Source organism: Vibrio sp. Y10_XG_PY6 (assembly GCF_024181795.1).
GTDB classification, from domain to species: Bacteria; Pseudomonadota; Gammaproteobacteria; order Enterobacterales; family Vibrionaceae; genus Vibrio; species Vibrio diabolicus.
In genome coordinates, this window is sequence record NZ_JAMZAQ010000003.1 from 216,755 (window position 1) to 237,182 (window position 20,428).

General features: G+C 42.6%; 20 protein-coding genes. 14 read left to right on the forward strand and 6 right to left on the reverse strand.

Translation table 11 applies throughout. The features are described from left to right. From gmd to galU, 10 genes are all read left to right on the forward strand, one after another. Window positions 1–1,113, forward strand: coding sequence for a GDP-mannose 4,6-dehydratase (gene gmd / locus NL644_RS17050; RefSeq protein WP_253658661.1), 1,113 nt, complete (start codon window positions 1–3; stop codon window positions 1,111–1,113). Window positions 1,114–1,125: 12 nt separating this feature from the next. Then, the gene (locus NL644_RS17055; protein ID WP_367618276.1) at window positions 1,126–2,085 is read left to right on the forward strand and encodes a GDP-L-fucose synthase family protein; all 960 of its coding nucleotides are present in this window, start codon (window positions 1,126–1,128) and stop codon (window positions 2,083–2,085) included. A gap of 2 nt (window positions 2,086–2,087) precedes the next feature. Next, window positions 2,088–2,543: a GDP-mannose mannosyl hydrolase gene (locus NL644_RS17060; RefSeq protein ID WP_253658662.1), complete on the forward strand. Its 456-nt coding sequence runs from the start codon at window positions 2,088–2,090 to the stop codon at window positions 2,541–2,543. A 136-nt stretch (window positions 2,544–2,679) separates the two neighbouring features. Further along, window positions 2,680–4,083, forward strand: coding sequence for a mannose-1-phosphate guanylyltransferase/mannose-6-phosphate isomerase (locus NL644_RS17065; protein WP_074191971.1), 1,404 nt, complete (start codon window positions 2,680–2,682; stop codon window positions 4,081–4,083). Then, on the forward strand, window positions 4,084–4,833 hold the full coding sequence (locus NL644_RS17070) for a WecB/TagA/CpsF family glycosyltransferase (protein WP_074191972.1): 750 nt from the start codon (window positions 4,084–4,086) through the stop codon (window positions 4,831–4,833). Further along, the gene (locus NL644_RS17075; RefSeq protein WP_253658663.1) at window positions 4,826–6,244 is read left to right on the forward strand and encodes a phosphomannomutase; all 1,419 of its coding nucleotides are present in this window, start codon (window positions 4,826–4,828) and stop codon (window positions 6,242–6,244) included. The genes NL644_RS17070 and NL644_RS17075 overlap by 8 nt, the downstream gene beginning before the upstream one ends. 55 nt (window positions 6,245–6,299) lie before the next feature. After that, the gene (gene manA, locus NL644_RS17080) at window positions 6,300–7,508 is read left to right on the forward strand and encodes a mannose-6-phosphate isomerase, class I (RefSeq protein ID WP_253658664.1); all 1,209 of its coding nucleotides are present in this window, start codon (window positions 6,300–6,302) and stop codon (window positions 7,506–7,508) included. An 85-nt stretch (window positions 7,509–7,593) separates the two neighbouring features. Further along, the gene (locus NL644_RS17085) at window positions 7,594–9,693 is read left to right on the forward strand and encodes a YjbH domain-containing protein (protein WP_253658665.1); all 2,100 of its coding nucleotides are present in this window, start codon (window positions 7,594–7,596) and stop codon (window positions 9,691–9,693) included. Between the two features lie 97 nt (window positions 9,694–9,790). After that, window positions 9,791–10,957 (forward strand): nucleotide sugar dehydrogenase, encoded by a 1,167-nt coding sequence (locus NL644_RS17090; RefSeq protein WP_053807569.1) that lies wholly within the window; start codon window positions 9,791–9,793, stop codon window positions 10,955–10,957. 68 nt (window positions 10,958–11,025) lie between these two features. Then, complete coding sequence (gene galU / locus NL644_RS17095; RefSeq protein WP_253658666.1) at window positions 11,026–11,904, forward strand: UTP--glucose-1-phosphate uridylyltransferase GalU; 879 nt, start codon at window positions 11,026–11,028, stop codon at window positions 11,902–11,904. A gap of 100 nt (window positions 11,905–12,004) precedes the next feature. Here the strand turns inward: galU and tpiA are convergent, their stop codons facing one another. After that, the gene (gene tpiA / locus NL644_RS17100; RefSeq protein ID WP_005384863.1) at window positions 12,005–12,775 is read right to left on the reverse strand and encodes a triose-phosphate isomerase; all 771 of its coding nucleotides are present in this window, start codon (window positions 12,773–12,775) and stop codon (window positions 12,005–12,007) included. 269 nt (window positions 12,776–13,044) lie between these two features. On the opposite strand from tpiA, the gene NL644_RS17105 reads away from it, so the two are divergent. The 3 genes from NL644_RS17105 (at window position 13,045) to NL644_RS23115 (ending at window position 14,875) form a co-directional block, all read left to right on the forward strand. Next, window positions 13,045–13,392 (forward strand): 5-carboxymethyl-2-hydroxymuconate Delta-isomerase, encoded by a 348-nt coding sequence (locus NL644_RS17105; RefSeq protein WP_114323085.1) that lies wholly within the window; start codon window positions 13,045–13,047, stop codon window positions 13,390–13,392. 205 nt (window positions 13,393–13,597) lie between these two features. Then, complete coding sequence (locus tag NL644_RS17110) at window positions 13,598–14,020, forward strand: DUF805 domain-containing protein (protein ID WP_145533362.1); 423 nt, start codon at window positions 13,598–13,600, stop codon at window positions 14,018–14,020. Between the two features lie 744 nt (window positions 14,021–14,764). Next, window positions 14,765–14,875, forward strand: a complete 111-nt coding sequence (locus NL644_RS23115; RefSeq protein ID WP_367618277.1) for a hypothetical protein — start codon at window positions 14,765–14,767, stop codon at window positions 14,873–14,875. A gap of 149 nt (window positions 14,876–15,024) precedes the next feature. On the opposite strand, the gene NL644_RS17120 is transcribed toward NL644_RS23115, so the two are convergent. The 3 genes from NL644_RS17120 to glpX form a co-directional block, all read right to left on the reverse strand. Further along, a complete protein-coding gene (locus tag NL644_RS17120) occupies window positions 15,025–15,375 on the reverse strand; it encodes a DUF3135 domain-containing protein (protein WP_253658667.1) in 351 nt (116 codons plus the stop codon). 160 nt (window positions 15,376–15,535) lie between these two features. After that, window positions 15,536–16,156 carry a metalloregulator ArsR/SmtB family transcription factor gene (locus NL644_RS17125; RefSeq protein WP_253658668.1) on the reverse strand — a complete coding sequence of 207 codons (621 nt, stop codon included), beginning with the start codon at window positions 16,154–16,156 and terminating at the stop codon, window positions 15,536–15,538. 387 nt (window positions 16,157–16,543) lie between these two features. Then, window positions 16,544–17,551, reverse strand: a complete 1,008-nt coding sequence (gene glpX, locus NL644_RS17130) for a class II fructose-bisphosphatase (protein ID WP_005383180.1) — start codon at window positions 17,549–17,551, stop codon at window positions 16,544–16,546. A gap of 347 nt (window positions 17,552–17,898) precedes the next feature. Here glpX and zapB point away from each other — a divergent pair, with 347 nt between their 5' ends. Further along, a complete protein-coding gene (gene zapB / locus NL644_RS17135) occupies window positions 17,899–18,141 on the forward strand; it encodes a cell division protein ZapB (RefSeq protein WP_005379536.1) in 243 nt (80 codons plus the stop codon). 135 nt (window positions 18,142–18,276) lie between these two features. On the opposite strand, the gene rraA is transcribed toward zapB, so the two are convergent. Together rraA and NL644_RS17145 are read right to left on the reverse strand one after the other, a co-directional pair. Next, window positions 18,277–18,783, reverse strand: a complete 507-nt coding sequence (rraA, locus tag NL644_RS17140; RefSeq protein WP_005397954.1) for a ribonuclease E activity regulator RraA — start codon at window positions 18,781–18,783, stop codon at window positions 18,277–18,279. A 76-nt stretch (window positions 18,784–18,859) separates the two neighbouring features. Continuing rightward, window positions 18,860–19,777 (reverse strand): 1,4-dihydroxy-2-naphthoate polyprenyltransferase, encoded by a 918-nt coding sequence (locus NL644_RS17145; protein WP_253658669.1) that lies wholly within the window; start codon window positions 19,775–19,777, stop codon window positions 18,860–18,862. Window positions 19,778–20,428: the final 651 nt, after the last annotated feature.

Below are 20,428 nucleotides of genomic sequence, written 5' to 3' on the forward strand. Positions count from 1 at the left end.
ATGTCAAAAAAAATAGCGTTTATTACTGGTGTTACTGGTCAAGATGGCTCTTACTTAGCAGAACTTCTGATAGAGAAAGGATATGAGGTTCACGGTTTGATCCGTCGTGCTTCTTCATATAACACAGAGCGTGTTGATGAACTTTGCAACTCAAATTCGAATATTCAACTCCATTATGGTGATTTGACAGATTCATCTAATCTCATTCGTCTAATTAAAGAAATTCAACCGGATGAAGTTTATAACCTCGGAGCAATGTCTCATGTTGCAGTTTCATTCGAGTCTCCTGAATATGCTGCGGATGTTGATGCGATGGGAACCATCCGCTTATTAGAAGCTATTCGTATTAATGGTTTAGAAAACAAGACTCGCTTTTATCAAGCATCAACGTCTGAGTTATATGGTGAAGTACAAGAAATCCCTCAACGAGAAACTACGCCATTCCATCCTCGTTCTCCTTATGCAGTCGCTAAAATGTACGCTTATTGGATTACGGTAAACTATCGCGAGTCTTACGGGATGTATGCATGTAACGGAATTCTGTTTAATCATGAATCCCCTCGCCGAGGTGAAACGTTTGTTACTCGTAAGATTACCCGTGCAATAGCAAATATCTCTCAAGGATTAGAGAGCGTACTCGAGCTTGGCAATATGGATGCGCTGAGAGATTGGGGACACGCAAAAGACTACGTGCGCATGCAGTGGATGATGCTCCAGCAAGATGTTGCTGACGACTTTGTAATCGCCACGGGCAAGCAAATTTCTGTTCGTGAGTTCGTTCGTATGTCAGCTAAAGAGGCAGGGATCGATATTGAGTTTTCTGGCGAAGGTGTAAATGAAATTGCGACAGTTATACAAGCAGATTCTGAAAAAGCACCTGGCGTAACGGTTGGTGATGTTATCGTTCGTGTGAACCCTAAGTTCTATCGCCCTGCTGAAGTTGAAACTCTATTAGGTGACCCGACCAAAGCGAAAGAGAAGTTAGGGTGGGTTCCTGAAATTACTGTTGAAGCGATGTGTGCCGAAATGGTTCAAGCCGATATCAGTAAAGCAAAACAGCATGTACTGTTAAAAGAGCATGGGTTTGATGTTTCACTTTCTCTTGAAAACTAGGGTGTAAGCGTGATTACTAATGTATTCGTTGCTGGCCACAATGGTATGGTCGGTAGTGCAATTGTTAGATTGCTAGAAAAGTCCAAAAACTATAACGTTATTACCCGAAACCGCTCTGAGCTTGACTTGCTTGAACAATCAGAAGTAATTCGTTTTTTTCAGGAACAACATATTGATCAAGTTTACCTTGCTGCAGCTAAAGTAGGTGGGATTGTTGGTAATAATACGTACCCTGCTGACTTTATTTATCAAAATTTGATGATACAAAACAATGTAATCCATGGTGCTCATCTTGCAGGAGTTCAAGACTTGTTATTTTTGGGGTCATCATGCATTTATCCTAAGTTTGCGGAACAGCCAATGAGTGAAAACGCACTGTTGACTGGTACGCTAGAGCCAACAAATGAACCTTATGCGATCGCAAAAATCGCTGGTATCAAGATGTGTGAAAGTTATAACCGCCAGTATGGTCGAAACTATCGCAGTGTGATGCCTACGAATTTATATGGTGAGAACGATAATTTTCACCCAGAGAACTCTCACGTTATCCCAGCATTATTACGTCGTTTCCACGAAGCCAAAATCAATGGAGATAAAGAAGTTGTTGCATGGGGTAGCGGGAATCCAATGCGGGAGTTCTTACATGTCGATGATATGGCAGCTGCTTCCATATTTGTGATGAACCTGAATGAAACGGTATATAAAGCTAATACTGAATCGATGCTTAGTCATATTAATGTAGGTACCGGCATTGATTGTACTATTAGAGAATTGGTTGAAACGGTTGCAGAAGTGGTCGACTACCAAGGTTCGATCATATTCGATACAAGTAAACCTGATGGCGCTCCTCGCAAATTGATGAATGTCTCTCGTTTAAGAGAGTTGGGGTGGACTTACTCGATAGAGCTGAAAGATGGATTAAGAAGCACATATCAATGGTTTCTTGCTAACCAAGATAACTTCCGAAAATAACGATGCTAGATATCAACATATTTAAAACGGTGGTTGCATCAACTCCGCTTATTTCTATAGATTTAGTTGTTAAGAGTAGCGAAGGGAAAGTTCTACTTGGAAGTAGAAAAAACCGTCCAGCAAAAGGGTTTTGGTTCGTACCTGGTGGCCGTATTCTCAAAGACGAAAAGCTTGACGTTGCATTTCAACGCCTAACTCGTTCTGAGCTAGGCGAGGCTTTTGCATTATCCAAGGCAGACTTTATTGGTGTATATGAGCATTTGTATGAGGATAACTTTAGTGGGGAGCCTTTTTCTACACATTACATTGTTCTCGGTTACGAATTGATTTGGAAAGGAGAGTTGTCTGACCTACCGCTCGAACAGCACAGTCGGTATCAGTGGTGGGATGTAAATGAGCTTTTGACTTCTAAAGATGTTCATTGCAATTCGAAGGCATATTTTTCCAATAATTCTTAAGCCTAAGCGCTCTTAAGGAGCGAGGGACGAGCTTATATTTGAACTCCTCTCGTTCCTAAACTTCTTATTTTATAACTTTTTCGCGTCAGAAAAGTGCCTAATATTGGCACATGGCTAATACCCCAAAAGGTAAAAAATGATACTTCCCGTAATTATGGCTGGTGGCACAGGTAGTCGTTTGTGGCCACTTTCACGCAGTTTGTTCCCAAAACAATTTATTAGCTTGGCCAGTGATTTAACAATGCTTCAAGAGACGATGATGCGTCTCAAAAGCATTGAACACTCAGAGCCAATCGTAATTTGCAATGAGGAGCATCGCTTCCTTGTTGCTGAACAGATTCGTCAACAATCGCTAAAGTGTGATGGAATAATCTTGGAGCCCACTGGGCGGAATACCGCCCCAGCAATTGCTCTTGCTGCAATGAAAGCTATTCAAGATGGACATGACCCATTACTTTTGGTATTGGCGGCAGATCATGTAATAAGTGATCCTTGCGCATTCATAGATTCAGTAAAGCAAGCGGTTCCCCCTGCTAATGAAGGATATCTCTTAACCTTTGGTATTGTTCCGAATAAGCCTGAAACAGGCTATGGCTATATCAAGAAAGGTCAGTCTTTTAGTGGTGTATATCAAGTAGAACAGTTTGTTGAAAAACCAGATATAGCTCGAGCTCAAGGGTATTTTGAGAGTGGTGAGTATTACTGGAATAGTGGAATGTTTTTGTTTAAAGCTTCTCGATATCTAGAGGAGCTTAAGACACATCGTCCTGATATTTTTGAAGCATGCGACAAAGCATTTTTAGGTGCTCGGAATGATCTTGACTTTATCCGGCTTGATGAAAATGCTTTTTTATCTTGTCCCGATGAGTCAATCGACTATGCAGTTATGGAAACAACGAATAGTGCACTTGTCGTTCCTCTGGATGCAGGATGGAGTGATGTCGGTTCATTTAGTGCGTTATGGGAAGTATCAGAAAAAGACGAGCAAGGTAATGTCACCACAGGTGATGTCTTAACGGAGCAAACATATGGCAGTTATATTTATTCGCAGAGTAAACTAGTTTCGACTGTTGGTGTTAGCAATTTAGTCGTTATAGAGACCAAAGATGCAGTTTTGGTTGCAGATAAAGATAAAGTGCAAGATGTTAAGAACATTGTTAATGCGCTCAAAAATCAGAAAAGAGGTGAGGCACTACAGCATCGTGAAGTATTTCGTCCGTGGGGTTCTCACGATGAAATTGCTCAAGGTAACCGGTACCACGTTAAACATTTGCGAGTAAAGCCAGGAGAAGAAACTGCATTACAACTGCATTATCACCGTGCAGAACATTGGATTGTAGTTGAAGGAACTGCCAAAGTTACAAATGGAGATAGAAGTTATTTATTGACTGAGAACGAATCAACTTATATCCCTTTAGGTGCGGCCCACCGTATTGAGAATCCTGGTAAGGTCGATTTACATTTAATTGAAGTTCGATCGGGTAGTTATCTTGAAGAAGATGATATTGTGCGTTTAGAAGAATATGGAGTGGGGTATTAAATGTCTGAAAATATAAATATTCTTGGTTATAACGTTTCAAGTAAAAGTATAGAGTCAATTGTATCTGAAGCGCTTACAGGTAGTAAATTATCTATAGTTAATACAATTAACCCTCACTCATATGTAGAAGCAAAAAAAGATAAAATTTTCAGAACAGCATTAAAACGCTCTGACGTAATTATTCCTGATGGAAGCGGTATAGTCTTAGCTGCCAAAAAACTGCATGGAGTTAATCTAAGAAAGGTTGCAGGAGCAGACTTGTTTTTTGAAACTATGACCTCGTTGAATTCAAAATCGGGAAAAGTATTCTTTTTAGGAAGTACTGATGAAGTACTAGAAAAAATAAAGAATCGAGCTGCAATTGAGTTTCCTAATGTGGCTGTAGAGGTGCTTTCTCCGCCGTACAAGCCAGAGTTTTCTGACGAAGACAAACAGAGCTTTATTGACTCTATAAACCGTTCATCTTCAGATGTGATATTTGTTGGATTAACCGCACCGAAGCAAGAAAAATTAATTCATGACATATCAGCCAAGATACAAGGTCAAATGGTTTCAGGAATAGGTGCAGTGTTCGACTTTTATGCGGGCAGCGTAAATAGACCAAAGCAGATTTGGTTGGACATGCACCTTGAGTGGTTTGTTCGGCTTTTGGGGGAGCCCAAGCGTTTATGGAAGAGGACCTTTGTTTCTGCTCCCATTTTTTTGTTTGACCTCTACCGTGCGAAGTTGATGGGGAAAAATAATGCTTAGCTCGAAACATGTTATAGAAATGTCTGGCGTTCAGTTTGGTACGAGTGGGGCAAGAGGGCTCGTTGAAGATTTTACTCCGGAAGTGTGTGCTGCGTTTGCGGTGTCCTTTATCGAATGTTTAAAACCGAACTTTCAGTTTAAACGAGTAGCTATTGCTATAGATAATCGCCCAAGCAGTTCGACCATGGCTCGCGCAATTGCTGCTGCTTTGGAGAGCATGAATTTACAAGTTAGTTTTTATGGTGTGATACCAACTCCTGCTCTTGCTTATTCTGCGATGTCTAATACGATTCCTAGTATTATGGTTACAGGAAGTCATATTCCTTTTGATAGAAACGGGATTAAGTTTTATAGCCCAGATGGCGAGATTACAAAGGAAGATGAGCAATCCATATTAACCAAAGAGTGTCATTTTGCTTTGCCAAAGACATTGCCTGAGTTAGTTGTAGATCCGGAAGCATCAGAACAATATGTGGAAAGATACACAGGGTTGTTTCCAAATGATTTTCTTTCTGGGAAGAGAATCGGAGTATACGAGCATTCAAGTGCTGGGCGTGACTTATATCGACCTCTATTTGAAAGATTAGGTGCTATTGTTGTTTCCTTAGAGAGGAGTGATAACTTTGTACCTATTGATACAGAAGCCGTTGCCGAGTCAGATAAGTTGAAAGCGCAATGTTGGTCTAAAGAATATTCTCTAGACTTTATCTTCTCAACAGATGGAGATGGGGATAGGCCTCTAGTCGCTGATGAAAATGGTGATTGGCTTCGTGGTGATATTTTAGGTTTGCTTTGTGCTAGAGAAATGAACATTGAAGCACTAGCTATACCTGTAAGCTGTAACACAATTATTTCTTCTTATCGAGGCTTTAAAGAGATAGTCAAGACCAAGATTGGCTCTCCTTACGTTATTGCTGAATTCGCTTCACTGAATAAACGTTATTCCACGGTTGCAGGATTTGAAGCAAATGGAGGCTTTTTGCTAGGTTCTGATGTCTTTGTTAATGGAAGAAGAATTAAAGCATTACCAACAAGAGACGCTGTTTTGCCCGCTCTTATGTTACTTGCTACCTCTAAGCGGTCATCGATTTCTCAGCTTGTTGGAGGCTTACCAAAGCGTTTTACTCATAGTGATCGTATACAAAGCTTCGCTGTTGAAAAAAGCCGCGCAATTCTAGAAAAAGGAGTGCAAAACCCAGAGGAGCTCATATCAAACCTCGGTTTTAATTCATTTATTGAACATATAGATCAGACTGATGGTTTAAGGCTGACGTTAAGTGGGGCAGACATTTGTCATCTTCGCCCATCAGGTAATGCTCCAGAACTTAGATGTTATGCTGAAGCTGATTCAATCCAAAAAGCGAAAATGATAGTCGACCAAGTTTTAGAAAGAGTACAGTATCTCGCGTAGAGATTTTTGGCAAAAATAAAGCTTGACGTTAAGTCAAGCTTTTTAGGTTTTAATTATGGCAAAATTCTTATTTAAACTAGACAACGTGATTCATAATTATGCTTGGGGTAGTAAAACATCATTTTATAATTTATTTGGAATCAGCAATATAAACAAAGAGCCACAAGCAGAAATGTGGATGGGAGCACATCCTAACGGGTGCTCAAAAGCTTGGGTGGATAATAAAACTGTGTTGTTATCTGATCTGATCAATACAAATAAAGTGGGTTATTTATCTAAATATACAGTTGAGCATTTTGGTGATTTACCTTACTTATTTAAAGTGTTAGCAGCAGATACCGCACTTTCAGTTCAAGTTCATCCCAGCAAAGAGGAGGCTGTAAGAGGCTTTTTGAAAGAGAACGAACTCGGTATTGATTTAGAAGACCCTAATCGGAACTTTAAGGATACTAATCATAAGCCGGAGCTAGTTTATGCGTTGACACCTTATAAAGCGATGAATGGCTTCAGAGATTTAAAAGAAATAGTAGCTTTATTCTTAGAGTTATCGAGCGGTATGAGGGAGTCAAAGCTTTTAGAGTTAATTTTGTTTTTTAAAAACAATAGAAACACTGACGGTCTTAAGTATTTTTTTATTGAATTACTCTCTCTATCGGGTGAGGATAAAAACAAAGCCCTAGATGTTTTATTAACATTTTCGACACAAAGAAAGCAAGAAAATGAAGATGATTTATTTTCTTTGATTTTGGAACTTGCTGAATCCTACCCTAATGATGTTGGTCTTTTTGCTCCTTTTTTTTTAAATGTAATAACACTAAAGCCTGGAGAGGCAATGTTTTTGGAGGCGAGAACTCCTCATGCATATATAAAAGGTACAGGGTTGGAGGTTATGGCTAGCTCTGATAATGTACTTCGCGCTGGATTGACTTCAAAAAATGTGAATGTGAAAGAACTCTCCAAGTGCACACTATTTGAGCCTAAATCTCAAGAAGAGCTAATTTTTAAGCCTAGGAAAGTTGAGAAAAAAAATATTTATAATGTGCCTACTCCAGACTTTTGCTTTGAATGTATTGAGTTAGCTGAGAATGATATATTTGAGGTTAAGAGCGCTGAAATTATTTTTGCTATTGATGCGGAGGTTCACATCATGCATCCCTCTGGAGAGTTACTACGACTAAAAAAAGGGGAGTCGGCGTTTATACCGGCATATTCTAAAAATTACAGAATGACATCTATTGGCCGTATAGCTCGAGTCTATAATTGATGTTTGATAAATTGATGACGACCAATCAAAAAGGTGTTTTTGACTGACGACCTTCTTCCAACTATTACGATCAAGCTTAATAAAAATGGACAAAAAAATAAAAATACTAGGGACGGTAGCATGTTCGCTGCCTCTTTCTGCAATTGCCTTTGCTGATGTATCTAATCTGCAAGATTTACCTTCAAATCAAAGTTTTACTGGTGTTATTTACACACCTAATGCACAGACATTGGAGTATGGGCTATTTAGGTTTACTTTTGCACAAGGACTGCCCGCCGAAGGTGTAGTTCAGACTTCTGACTCTCTTAATTTTTCTTTGGGCTTACTTGAAGGATTGGAGGCTCATGGACGAATCATCACAACAAACTATAGTGCTAATTGCTTTGTAGATGGTTGTGGAATACGCGATCTTTCAATGTCTTTTAAATATCAAATTCCCAACTACTGGTCTATTGATAACTTTAATATTGCGGTTGGTGTGGAAGATTTCGGCGGTGAGTTGAGTTACTTTGACGCGTACTATGGAGTGGCTGATTATACTTTAGAGGATATTCCTTTACGTTTATCTATAGGCTATGGTAAATCCGATAATGTATTAGGGGTATTAGACGGGTCATTCGGTAGTATTGAATACCAGCCCTTTGATTTTGTTCAATTTACGGGTGAGTACGATTCTGCCGAGTTTAACTCGTCGGTTAAATTCTTTACGCCAGAGTCTCTTCTTCCATACGATATGACCGCCTCGTTGAGCTATCAAGTCTATTCTGATCATGATACGCATGAACAGGCCATTTGGAATGCCGCTTTATCTGTTCCACTTATTACGAATTACACCCGCTCTCGAGATTATGCGCGTGGCAATGGGTCACTGATGGAAAGGCTAGCTCTAGAGCAGGGTAAAGCCAACAACGCATCAATTTCTGCTTTGATAACTGCGTTGCGTAATGAAGGCTTTGTTAATATTCAAGTTGGTACATTAAATAGGTCGGTTGTAGTCTCGCTTGAAAACCGTCGATACAACCATAATCAAGTTGACGGGCTAGGTGTAGCTCTGGGTATTATTTCGAGCCATTTAGGTCAAAATGCAGCGCAAGATATTGGCGCAGCATCGGATCAATTTGAACTTGTGATGCTTGCCAACCAAAAACCAGTGGTCAGCGTTTTGTCTAACTCAAACTGTTATCAAAGTTTTGTCAATGGTAGCGCATCTTGTGATGACATTCAGTTTATCACGCGCGACTTGTCGGAAAGATTAGACATGGTTGATTGGAAAACGGAACGAGTCAATTCAGGCACTTTAGATTCGCAGATCGTATTTTCCCCTATGGTAAGGCATGGCGTAGCAACCGAGTACGGTGTGTATGATTACTCTTTTGCCATGTCCAGCAACTTATACACCTACCTATGGTCTGGCGCGGCAATAGATGTTCGTCATATTTTACCTTTAGCAGAAAGTGATGATTTTGAAGAGGGTGGGTATTTCGAAGACAGCGTATACGAGAACGAGATTGAGCGTGCAATGGTACATCAGTTCTTCCGTTTGCCATATGTCGATATAGCCAACCAAGTATCTCTAGGCTTGGTTAAATCGGACTATATCGGTGCGCGTAGTGAATCAGCTTGGTTCTCTCAATCGGGCAACCATTGGTTGGGATTAGAGATGAGCTATTTCCAACATCAAGACGAAAAAGACAAAAATGGTTATGCGAACCCAGATCGCCAAACCTTTTTAACTCGTTACACATTCTCTATGCCAGAGTGGGATTGGCAGTTTAACGCAACTGCTGGCGAGTTTTGGAAAGGGGATGTTGGCGCAAAATTCACGACATCACATTGGTTTGAAGATATAGAAGTATCCGCAAGTTATCAGGTGACGAAGTTTAACGATACAGACGAAGAGCAGTTTGTCACTGTGTCGGTAAAGCTGCCATTAACGCCATGGCGTGATATGTCGCCGAGTGTGATACAAGTTCGTGGTAACGAGGCTTATGATTTCAACGTTACGACACGAGTTGGCAATGATTATAATTACTTAGTGGCAGGCCAAGGGGATGAACTTGTGATGGATAATAGCATGCTTCGTCGCTACTTTAACCGAGGCCGTTATGGTCAAGAGTACTTTGAGCAGAACAGGCAGCGCATCCGCAACGCTTATTTGCGCTACTTGGGTACTCAATTGAATTAAGTTGTGCTGCTAGTTAGGCTTTGAGTTAATCACTGTACTCTACCGAGAGTGTAGGTGTTTTGATATGCTAGCGTCAGTTAAATGATAGGAAATAAAAATGAAAATTGCTGTAGCAGGCACGGGCTACGTCGGTTTGTCCAATGCCATGTTATTGTCACAAAACCATGAGGTAGTGGCGGTTGATATTATCCAAGAAAAAGTGGACTTGTTGAACGACAAGAAGTCTCCAATTGTTGATGCGGAAATCGAACATTTTCTTGCAAACAAAGAGCTCAACTTTGTCGCGACGCTAGATAAAGAGCTGGCTTACAAAGGCGCAGAGTTTGTTGTTATTGCCACACCAACGGATTATGACCCTCAAACGAACTACTTTAATACTTCTTCAGTTGAAGCAGTGATTAAAGATGTGATGGCAATTAATCCAGATGCGGTTATGGTGATTAAGTCGACTGTACCTGTGGGTTATACTGCGCGTATTAAAGAGGAGCTCGGTTGTCAGAATGTTATGTTCTCTCCAGAGTTTCTTCGTGAAGGCAAAGCACTTTACGATAACCTCCACCCGTCTCGCATCATCGTTGGTGAGCGCAGCGAACGTGCAGAGAAGTTCGCTAACCTTTTAGTTGAAGGCGCGGTAAAAGAAGACATCTCGGTTCTGTTTACTGACTCTACAGAAGCAGAAGCGGTTAAGTTGTTCTCAAACACATATCTTGCGATGCGCGTAGCCTATTTTAATGAGCTAGATTCGTATGCTGAAGCACACAATCTTGATGCTCGCCAAATTATTGAAGGTGTTGGCTTAGACCCTCGTATTGGCAATCACTACAACAATCCGTCATTCGGTTATGGTGGTTACTGCTTACCAAAAGATACAAAGCAATTGTTAGCAAACTACCAAGAAGTTCCTAATAACATTATTGGTGCAATCGTTGATGCGAACCGCACTCGTAAAGATTTTGTCGCAGAGTCTATTCTCAAGCGAGAACCAAAAGTCGTGGGTATTTACCGCTTAATTATGAAAGCTGGTTCAGATAACTTCCGCGCTTCGTCTATTCAAGGCATTATGAAGCGCATTAAGGCAAAAGGCATCGAAGTCGTGGTGTATGAGCCAGTACTTAAGGAAGATGAGTTCTTCCACTCTGCTGTTATCCGCGATATTGAAGAATTCAAACAAATGTCTGATGTCATTGTTTCTAACCGCATGGTGGAAGAACTAGCTGATGTGGCTAATAAAGTTTACACCCGCGACCTGTTCGGTAGTGATTAATTAGTCTTTATATTCAAATAATATAATAGGCTCCCTTAAGGGAGCCTTTCTTTTAGTTGGTAATGGTTATGATTAAAAAATGTTTATTCCCTGCTGCGGGTTACGGTACACGTTTCCTTCCTGCAACTAAGTCGATGCCGAAAGAAATGATGCCAGTGGTGAACAAGCCATTGATTGAATACGGTGTTGAAGAAGCGATTGAAGCCGGTATGGACGGTATGTGCATCGTCACTGGTCGTGGTAAGCACTCGTTAATGGATCACTTTGATAAAAACTACGAGCTAGAGCATCAAATTAGCGGTACAAGTAAAGAAGCGCTGCTTGATGATATTCGTTCTTTGATTGATTCTGCGAGTTACACTTACATCCGTCAGCGTGAAATGAAAGGCTTAGGTCACGCTATTCTTACGGGACGTGAACTGGTCGGTGATGAACCGTTTGCTGTAGTGCTCGCGGATGACCTTTGTGTGAATGAAGACAAAGGCGTTCTAGCGCAAATGGTTGAGCTGTACAAACAGTTCCGCTGTTCAATCGTTGCGGTGCAAGAAGTGCCGGAATCAGAAACGCATAAATACGGTGTGATTGCTGGCGAGATGATCAAAGATGATATCTTCCGCATTGATAACATGGTTGAAAAGCCAGAGCCAGGCACTGCACCTAGCAATCTAGCGATTATTGGTCGCTACATTCTGGCACCTGATATCTTTGAACTGATTGAAAATACAGAGCCGGGCAAAGGTGGCGAGATTCAAATCACCGATGCGCTGATGCAACAAGCTCAATCTGGTTGTGTTTTGGCATACAAATTTAAAGGTCAGCGCTTTGATTGCGGTAGTGTAGAAGGCTATATTGAAGCAACAAATTACTGCTACGAGAACCTTTATAAGAAGGATTCCAGTGCGGAGCTCGCGAAAAAACCAACCGTGAAAATTGCCGAGCCAGCATAATTCAGAACTTCCTATCGGTGTACTCCGAGTGGATAACACGCAAACAAAAAGGGATGCATGATGCATCCCTTTGTTATTTCGACTCTGAGTAAAAACGAGATTAAGCTTTTGCTTTTGCCGCTGCTTTAGCGATTGCCGCGAAGCTTTTCGCGTCTAGAGAAGCGCCGCCAACTAGAGCACCGTCGATGTCTGGTTGTGAGAAGTAAGCTTCAGCGTTTTCTGGCTTAACAGAACCACCGTATTGGATGATTACTTGTGCTGCAACTGCTTCGTCTTTCGCAGCGATAAGTGCGCGGATAGAAGCGTGGATGCGTTGTGCATCTTCAGCGGTTGCTGCTTTACCAGTACCGATAGCCCAGATTGGTTCGTAAGCGATGATTGCGCCGTTTAGAGCTTCAACACCGTAAGTGTCGATAACTGCGTTGATTTGACGTGCACATACAGCTTCAGTTTCGCCAGCTTCGTTTTGCGCTTCAGATTCACCGATACAGAAAACAGGTGTTAGGCCGTTTTCTTTTAGGAAGTTGAATTTCTTAGCGATAAACTCGTCAGATTCGTTGTGGTATTCACGACGCTCTGAGTGACCGATGATGATGTGAGTAGCACCGAAATCTTTCAGCATTTCTGGAGACATATCGCCAGTGAACGCACCGCTGTTGTTTAGGTCAGTGTTTTGAGCACCTAGGATGATCTTGTTACCGCCTTCAGCGATTACGCGCTCTGCTAGGTCGATGTAAAGTGCTGGTGGAGCGACTGCTACGTCAACACCTTCAACGCCTTCAAGCTCAGCGTTAAGACCAGTTAGCAGCTCAGTTACCATTGCTTTGCTGCCGTTTAGTTTCCAGTTACCCATCACTACAGGACGACGCATAGGAATATCTCCCTTATCTTTAATGTAAATAGTCAATTAATGTAAAAAATCTACGTAGGAATATAACAGAATAATGTGAACAGATCATGATTGGCGTCATGTCTTGTCCGGCTTTCTTTACTGATTCGACCAAGCATCGATCCTGTTATTTTTGTCAAAAGCAATCGATTGGTGATCACGTAGACAGAATGATAGTTCATTCCTCGGAAATTGCTGCTGAGATTGGTATTACTACGCGCTGGAGTTAATTGTTGTAGAAAGGAATCAAAATGCCAAATCTCGTTTTAGAGTATTCAAACTCGGTGGAAGAACGCGTCAATGTTCAGGGGTTGCTGGAGGATTTACATAAAACGGCGTTAGAGAGTGGCCTTTTTGAACTCGCGTCAGTGAAATCTAGAACGCTCAGGTGCCACAATTGGTTAATTGGGGAAGAGGGCGATAGCCTCGACTTTATCCATATCAACTTTGATTTGCTATCTGGCCGTTCCCAAGAGCAGAAGCGAGAACTGTCACGAGCCTTGATGGCGACACTTCAAGAGCAAGCCAGTCACGTGCACAGCTTAACGGTCAACATCCGAGACATGGACGTAGAAAGCTTCCAGAAGGTAGTGAATTAGGTTGAACCGAGTTTCTTGAGAGCAGTGAGCAGGGTTAAGCATCGTTAGATGCAAGGGTACTGAAAGCTAATAGGCCTTATCGAGCGTTTATCGTTGCTCGTTCTGCTTGTTATAACGGCGTTGTTGGCGCTTACACTGCAGGTGTACTTTCCAAACCATATCGACTCGGCTAATCTATAACCTTTCTATTTTGGGGTAAAATTTGATGTCGACTAAAGAGTTACTGTTTTCTTTTCAAGGACGTATAAACCGTAAAACCTACTGGATTTGGAACGTCATTTACTATGTCTCTATTCTAGGTTTTGGTGCTGGAATCAGTAAGCTATTTCCTACTTTCTCCTATTTACTTCTCCCTATTTTCTTGGTGATTTTGTTAATCCCTGATTTGGCGATCACCACCAAGCGTTGGCATGACCGCAACAAATCAATTTATTGGCTAGCGCTGAATATTCCGCTGATTATCGGACGAATCGCTACGCCAATGACCAGCCCTGCCGCGCAAGAGCCGTCGACACCGCAAATGTTCGTTGCATCCATTTCTCTGATTTGTGGTTTATGGATTCTAATTGAATGTGGCTTCTTAAAAGGAACATCAGGACCAAACCAATATGGCCCTGAGCCGGAGTAATCGCTTCAAGTAACGTGCTCGCTGAAAGTAGATTCTTAGTCTCGCTGAGGCTTGCTAGAATGACGAACTCCTTTGATCTAGAGCTTGCTATTGTACCCGTCATTCTGAACAACGAGGTGCGAGCGTGATTCAGAATCTATCGTCCGCTTGAGCAGTAGCTAAGGTGAGAGGGAAAGAATAGGAGTTTGCTGTTACTTGATTCTTAGTCTCGCTGGAGCTCGCTAGAATGACGAGCTCTTTTGAGCTAGAGCTTGCTATTGTACCCGTCATTCTGAACAGTGAGGGACGAGCATGATTCAGAATCTATCGTCCGGTTGAGCAGTGGCTAAGGTGAGCGGGAAAGAATAGGAGCTTGCTGTTACCAGATTCTTAGTCTCGCTAAGGCTCGTTAGAATGACGATCTCCTTTGTTTTAGAGGCTGTTAAAGTCATCGTCATTCTGAACAGCGAGGAACGAGTGGGATCCGAATCTATTGTCCGGTTGTACAGTGGTTAAGCTGAGTGGGAAAGAATGGGAGTTTGCTGTTCCCAGACTCTTAGTCTTGCTGAGTCTCGCTAGAATGACGACTTTCTCTTATTTAGTAGCAAGTTAAATTAACCGTCATTCTGAACAGCGAGGCACGAGTGTGATTCAGAATTTACGCCCAGAGCGCTCCGAGTTTGAACTGAGCGAGTGAATTACAGTGGAAAAGTAACAGCGAATCATGAAGGAGAATGAATCATCGATAGGACACCTTGCGTTTATATCCTAACGTCAAACAACAACGCCGTTCTTTACATTGTTGTTACCAGTCAGCTGCCTCAAAGAATATGGCAGCATAAAAACGGAGTAGTTGAGGGATTTACCAAGAAATAAAACGTTCATAAGCTCGTTTACTTTGAGTTATTCGAAGATATGGCAACTGCCATAAATCGAGAAAAGCAGCTCAAACAGTGGAAGCGTGAGTGGAAGTTAGCCTTGGTAAGAGAAACGAACCCTAACTTTCTCGATCTATCTACTGAGTATCAGTAAAAATCATCCCTACCTTTAAATGCCTCTAAACTAACCACATCCGCTTTTTGAGTCGGTGTCGTTTCCCCTTGTAGCGCCGCTCTGAACTTCACGACCTGTTTTTGTAATTCGTTCATCAATACCACATTGGTGTGGTGAGGGTTTTTACACGTGCTGATGACCCTATCGATGTGGCTTTGCTGAGCCCACAGCCTTTCTTGCATGTTTTCTGATGCGCTTTCGATCATCTCTTTTGCCATGTCATGACGAAATTGCTCAAAAGCTTCTGGATCTCGCTCTGCCATTCGAACCATTTCATCGAATGGCGGAAGCGTTTGAGAAGAGTAGTGACGTAGAGTAGACATCAATGTTCTCCAAATCCTTATGGAAATTGCTTTTAGTTACTAAAAGCCTATACCACTAGAAAGAGGAGAGAGGATGATTTCTTCAGCCGTCTCATTTATAAGAGAAGCTTTCAGGCTTGAGACTGAATAAGTGCGGCATGTCGATGTTTGTTTGTGGTGGTTACTGCAGTTGTTGGATGCGGTACACGCAGCGTCTTTGACCGCTAATGATGTGTTCGGTACGCTCTACTTTGGTGTCACGTCCAAGTAAAGACTGAAAGACACTTAATTCTGATTGGCACAAGCTTGGGCAGCGAGTTGCGGCTTTACAAATCGGGCAGTGATTTTCGATCAAGATAAATCCGTTCTCATCTTGCTCAAGCTCGGCCATATAGCCTTCTTGTTCTCTTAGTGTCACAAGAGTTTCTAGTTTGCTTTGCAGAGAGTCGCATTGCTCAAGATGCTGACGATAACTTTGTAACGTGAGTTTTTCTCTTTCCGATGTGACTTTGTCCAGTCCATCTTTGCCAAAAATGTGTTCGACAGCTTCTATAAATTGAATGGTCAACTCACCGTGACGGTCAGCAAATTGCTCATGACCTTTTTGAGTGAGAGACCAATGACGAGCAGGGCGACCTACTTTGACTTTGACGTCATGAATAGACAGGATGCCATCATCTTCTAAACTCTGCAGGTGCTGACGCGCCCCCATGGTTGTCATACCTAGCTCAGAAGAGAGTTGTTTTGCAGTGACGGAACCATCACGCTTAACGATTTGCAATATCCTATCTACGGTCTTCATATACCCACCATTTATACGTCAGTACATATTATGCGCGATAGGGTTAGTAAAGAAAAGTGTTGACTTAGTTTGAGTGGGGATCTGTTGGGTCTATTGTTCATGCGAACCAATATATATCGCCACTCTGAACAGCGAGGAACGAGTGTGATTCAGAATCTATCGTCCGATTGTGCAGTGGTTAAGGCGAGCAGGAAATAATAGGAGTTTGCTGTTACTGGATTTTTTAGTCTCGCTGGAGCTCGCTAGAATGACGAGTTCTTTTGATTTAGAGCTTATTAAAGTCACCGTCATTCTAAACAACGAGGAACGAGGTGGTTCAGAATCTATTGCTTGGTTGTGCGGAAAGAAAGGCTCACACTCAGATTGAGCGAGAGCCTCGAGAAATGCTTAAAGAATAATATCACGCACTTCTGGATCTTTACGATCTAGGTAGTGAGTCGACTTAATACGACGAATAGTACGGCATCGACCACGCACGAGAAGCGTTTCTGTGGTTGCGATATTGCCTTGGCGAGAGATGCCTTCTAGCAAGTCACCTTTAGTAATGCCTGTTGCTGAGAATACCACGTTGTCGCTGCGTGCCATGTCTTCCATTTTGAGGACAACATTCGCTTTTACGCCCATTTCATCGCAGCGTTTTAGTTCGTCTGCGCCGTAAATGCGGTTTTCTTCAGTATCGCCTTTTACTTCGTGACGCGGAAGTAGACGACCGTGCATGTCACCGTCTAGCGCTCGAATCACCGCGGCTGAGACGACCCCTTCTGGCGCGCCGCCAATACAGTACATCATGTCCACTTCACTGTCTGGCATACAAGTCAGAATAGAGGCAGCCACGTCACCATCAGGCACCGCAAAGACACGTACGCCCATTGCTTGCATTTCTGCAATAACGTCATCGTGGCGAGGTTTCGCAAGGGTAATAACGACTAAGGTATCAAGTGGTTTGTTCAGGGCTTTTGCTACGTTCTCTAGGTTCTCTTTTAACGGCTTTTCTAAGTCAATCACGCCTTTTGCACCAGGGCCAACAACCAGTTTTTCCATGTACATATCTGGCGCTTTAAGAAAGCTGCCTTTCTCACCTGCGGCAAGTACGGCTAGTGCGTTTGATTGTCCCATTGCCGTCATACGCGTCCCTTCAATCGGGTCGACAGCGATATCCACTTCATCACCACCAATACCAACTTGCTCACCAATGTATAGCATTGGCGCATCATCGATTTCACCCTCACCAATGACAATTTCACCACTGATATCTGTTTTGTTCAGTAGGGTGCGCATAACTTCAACAGCTGCGCCATCGGCTGCATTTTTATCGCCACGGCCAAGCCATTTGTAACCAGCCAAAGCTGCACCTTCAGTCACACGGGAAAATGCCATAGCTAAATCGCGTTTCATGATGTCTCCAAGTAAGCAAGAGGGAAGAAGAATTTGCGCGGCGATTCTATCACAACGTAGGGTAAACGTTTGCCTTTTGCGGAGCTTTTACTTTATCTAACTTGAATTTGATCAATACTTAGGGCGATTTTCAGCGTGGCGGGAGGCAAAATCCTTGCTCAAAAATGCTTCGGCGATAAGAAAAGTCAGCGTTTAGTGAGATTGCGCCGATTTTTTGACCGAATGATGCGAAATATCGAATATAGTGAGTGTTTCTCATCGCGACGCTGAGTAGAATGAACCTTATATAGGTTAGGTGTGCATCAATCTCGCACATCGTCCCAACGGAATAACATAGGTAGGCCAAGATGTCTTTTGAAGTACTAGAACAACTAGAATCTAAAATTCAAACTGCAGTTGACACAATCACTCTTCTTCAGATGGAAGTCGAAGAGCTGAAAGAAGATAAAGCAAAACTTGCGGAAGAAGCGAACGAGCTTCGCTCTCAACGAGAAGAGCTAGAGCAAAAAGCACAACAAGCACAGCAAGAGCATGCGCAATGGCAAGAGCGCATTCGTGCACTACTTGGCAAAATGGACGAAGTGGAATAATTCGGCTTCTTCATTCCAAATTAAAAACACCCGCGTTAAGCGGGTGTTTGTGTTTTGGGCAAGTTGAAAATCGTTAGGACAAGCTCGATTCTGATAGCCAAGAGAAGGTCCTATAACTTAGGTACCTAAGACTCGTTATTCTTCTTCATCCAACTCTAAATCAATATTCAATGGCTCAGGCGACAGGATAATTCCGGTGCTATCGGCATAAATATAATCTTCAGGTAGAAAGCTGACGCCGCCAAAGTTGACTGGTACATCTAATTCGCCGATACCCTGGCTGGTCGCTCCAACAGGAATAGAGGCGAGGGCTTGAATGCCTAAGTTCATATCTTCAAGTTCATCTACTTCACGAACACAGCCGTAAACGACAATGCCTTCCCACTCGTTTTCTTCCGCAATGGTTGCGATTTCTGCATCGATAAGGGCTTTACGTAGGGAACCGCCACCGTCAATTAACAAAACGCGACCAAGTCCATCTTGCTCTAATGTCTCGCGGATCAACGAATTATCTTCAAAACACTTGATGGTGGTGATTTGCCCGGCAAATGAAGCGCGACCGCCAAAATTACTGAACATTGGTTCAACCACATCTACCTGATCGAGGTAGATATCACAGAGTGCTGAGGTATTGTATTCCATAGCGTACCTTTCTAAACAGAAATTGGTTGTCTTTGAGTATATCTAGGCATTAAGTCAATGCAATGACAATCCTTTTTTAACTTACTAGAGTTTGAGCTACCACAATTGTTGCAAACAAAACGTTGGTGACTAAAGAGCATTTCACGATGACTGGCATCATTGGTGCTATCTGAGCGGGCTTTTGTGTATGCCAAACCGCTTTACCATGATCGGCCACGAAATAAATACTAAGTAAAAATGGCAAGCTAATCCAAACGGGTTTGTCTTGAATTAACAAGTAAGCCGCAAAGGCAAGAATAGCGCCGCCAAGTAAAACAAAGTGGTACTGCTTGGCTTTGTGTTGACCCAAACGCACTGCGACTGTGCGTTTACCACACTCTCGGTCGTTCTCTATATCACGCATATTGTTGATATTGAGTACTGCAACGGCGAGTAAACCGCAGCCTAAAGCAGGTAAGAATAGCGTGGTGTCTACGTGACCGGTATGCAAGAAGTAGGTACCGGATACGCCGAGTAAACCAAAAAACAAGAACACTGATATATCGCCAAGCCCCACGTAACCGTATGGTTTGCTACCCATGGTGTAAGCAATCGCCGCGAGGATGGCTAAAATTCCCAGCCCGATAAACGTCACAATGCTTTCCAGTGAGCTTAGTGAATAGAAAACTAACACTAAGCCAGAAATGGCGGTCAGAACGATGTTAAAGATAATCGCCTGTTTCATTTGTTTCGCACTTACCGCGCCAGACTGCATCGCTCGTAATGGGCCGAGGCGTTTGTCGTTATCTGTACCTTGAACGGCATCGCCATAGTCGTTTGCCAGGTTGGACAGAATTTGCAGCAATGTCGCGGTTACGAAAGCCATGATGGCAATCGTCAGTGAGAAATGACCCGCCGAGTAGGCGAGTACGCTACCTGTTAAGATAGAGACTAATGCCAGAGGTAATGTTTTTGGACGAGCGGCTTCAAGCCAGATCTGTAGAGATTGTTTCATGGAAATTTCGTGCTAGTAACCAATGTGCCCAGTATAAGCACAAAGAGGCAGATACGCTATTGACCTAAAACAACTCAACTAGAAGTCAAAGGGTGATGAAGAAGGAAAACGGTTTCGATATTTGAGGCGATAAAATAGCCCTCTTTTTGGAAAGTGAAGGGTACGGAGAACGCTGCTATTAGATTCTTAGTCTCGCTTGAGCTCGCTAGAATGACGAGATCTTTTTGATTTAGGTGTTGTCAAAGTCACCGTCATTCTGAACAGTGAGGAACGAGTGTGATTCAGAATCTATCGTCCGGTCGTGCAGTGGTGAAGGTGAGTGGGAAAGAATAGGCGTCTGCTGTTAGCAGATTCTTAGTCTCGCTTGAGCTCGCTAGAATGACGAGATCTTTTTGATTTAGGTGTTGTCAAAGCCACCGTCATTCTGAACAGCGAGGAACGAGTGTGATTCAGAATCTATCGTTCGGCTGTGCGGTGGTGAAGGTGAGAGCGGAAGAGTAGGCGCCTGCTGTTAGCAGATTCTTAGTCTCGCTTGAGCCGGCTAGAATGACGAGTTCTTTCGATTTAGAGCTTATTAAAGTCACCGTCATTCTGAACAACGAGGAACGAGTGTGATTCAGAATCTATCGTCTGGTTGTGCGGTGGTTAAGG

Excerpts from the sequence above, each read along its gene's own strand:
- manA (WP_253658664.1), top strand. The coding sequence starts at position 6,300 with ATGGCAAAATTCTTATTTAAACTAGACAACGTGATTCATAATTATGCT.
- galU (WP_253658666.1), top strand. The coding sequence starts at position 11,026 with ATGATTAAAAAATGTTTATTCCCTGCTGCGGGTTACGGTACACGTTTC.
- NL644_RS17110 (WP_145533362.1), top strand. The coding sequence starts at position 13,598 with ATGTCGACTAAAGAGTTACTGTTTTCTTTTCAAGGACGTATAAACCGT.
- NL644_RS17070 (WP_074191972.1), top strand. The coding sequence starts at position 4,084 with ATGTCTGAAAATATAAATATTCTTGGTTATAACGTTTCAAGTAAAAGT.
- NL644_RS17105 (WP_114323085.1), top strand. The coding sequence starts at position 13,045 with ATGCCAAATCTCGTTTTAGAGTATTCAAACTCGGTGGAAGAACGCGTC.
- NL644_RS17120 (WP_253658667.1), bottom strand. The coding sequence starts at position 15,375 with ATGTCTACTCTACGTCACTACTCTTCTCAAACGCTTCCGCCATTCGAT.
- gmd (WP_253658661.1), top strand. The coding sequence starts at position 1 with ATGTCAAAAAAAATAGCGTTTATTACTGGTGTTACTGGTCAAGATGGC.
- NL644_RS17075 (WP_253658663.1), top strand. The coding sequence starts at position 4,826 with ATGCTTAGCTCGAAACATGTTATAGAAATGTCTGGCGTTCAGTTTGGT.
- glpX (WP_005383180.1), bottom strand. The coding sequence starts at position 17,551 with ATGAAACGCGATTTAGCTATGGCATTTTCCCGTGTGACTGAAGGTGCA.
- NL644_RS17060 (WP_253658662.1), top strand. The coding sequence starts at position 2,088 with ATGCTAGATATCAACATATTTAAAACGGTGGTTGCATCAACTCCGCTT.
- NL644_RS17085 (WP_253658665.1), top strand. The coding sequence starts at position 7,594 with ATGGACAAAAAAATAAAAATACTAGGGACGGTAGCATGTTCGCTGCCT.
- zapB (WP_005379536.1), top strand. The coding sequence starts at position 17,899 with ATGTCTTTTGAAGTACTAGAACAACTAGAATCTAAAATTCAAACTGCA.
- NL644_RS17065 (WP_074191971.1), top strand. The coding sequence starts at position 2,680 with ATGATACTTCCCGTAATTATGGCTGGTGGCACAGGTAGTCGTTTGTGG.
- rraA (WP_005397954.1), bottom strand. The coding sequence starts at position 18,783 with ATGGAATACAATACCTCAGCACTCTGTGATATCTACCTCGATCAGGTA.
- NL644_RS17125 (WP_253658668.1), bottom strand. The coding sequence starts at position 16,156 with ATGAAGACCGTAGATAGGATATTGCAAATCGTTAAGCGTGATGGTTCC.
- tpiA (WP_005384863.1), bottom strand. The coding sequence starts at position 12,775 with ATGCGTCGTCCTGTAGTGATGGGTAACTGGAAACTAAACGGCAGCAAA.
- NL644_RS17090 (WP_053807569.1), top strand. The coding sequence starts at position 9,791 with ATGAAAATTGCTGTAGCAGGCACGGGCTACGTCGGTTTGTCCAATGCC.
- NL644_RS17145 (WP_253658669.1), bottom strand. The coding sequence starts at position 19,777 with ATGAAACAATCTCTACAGATCTGGCTTGAAGCCGCTCGTCCAAAAACA.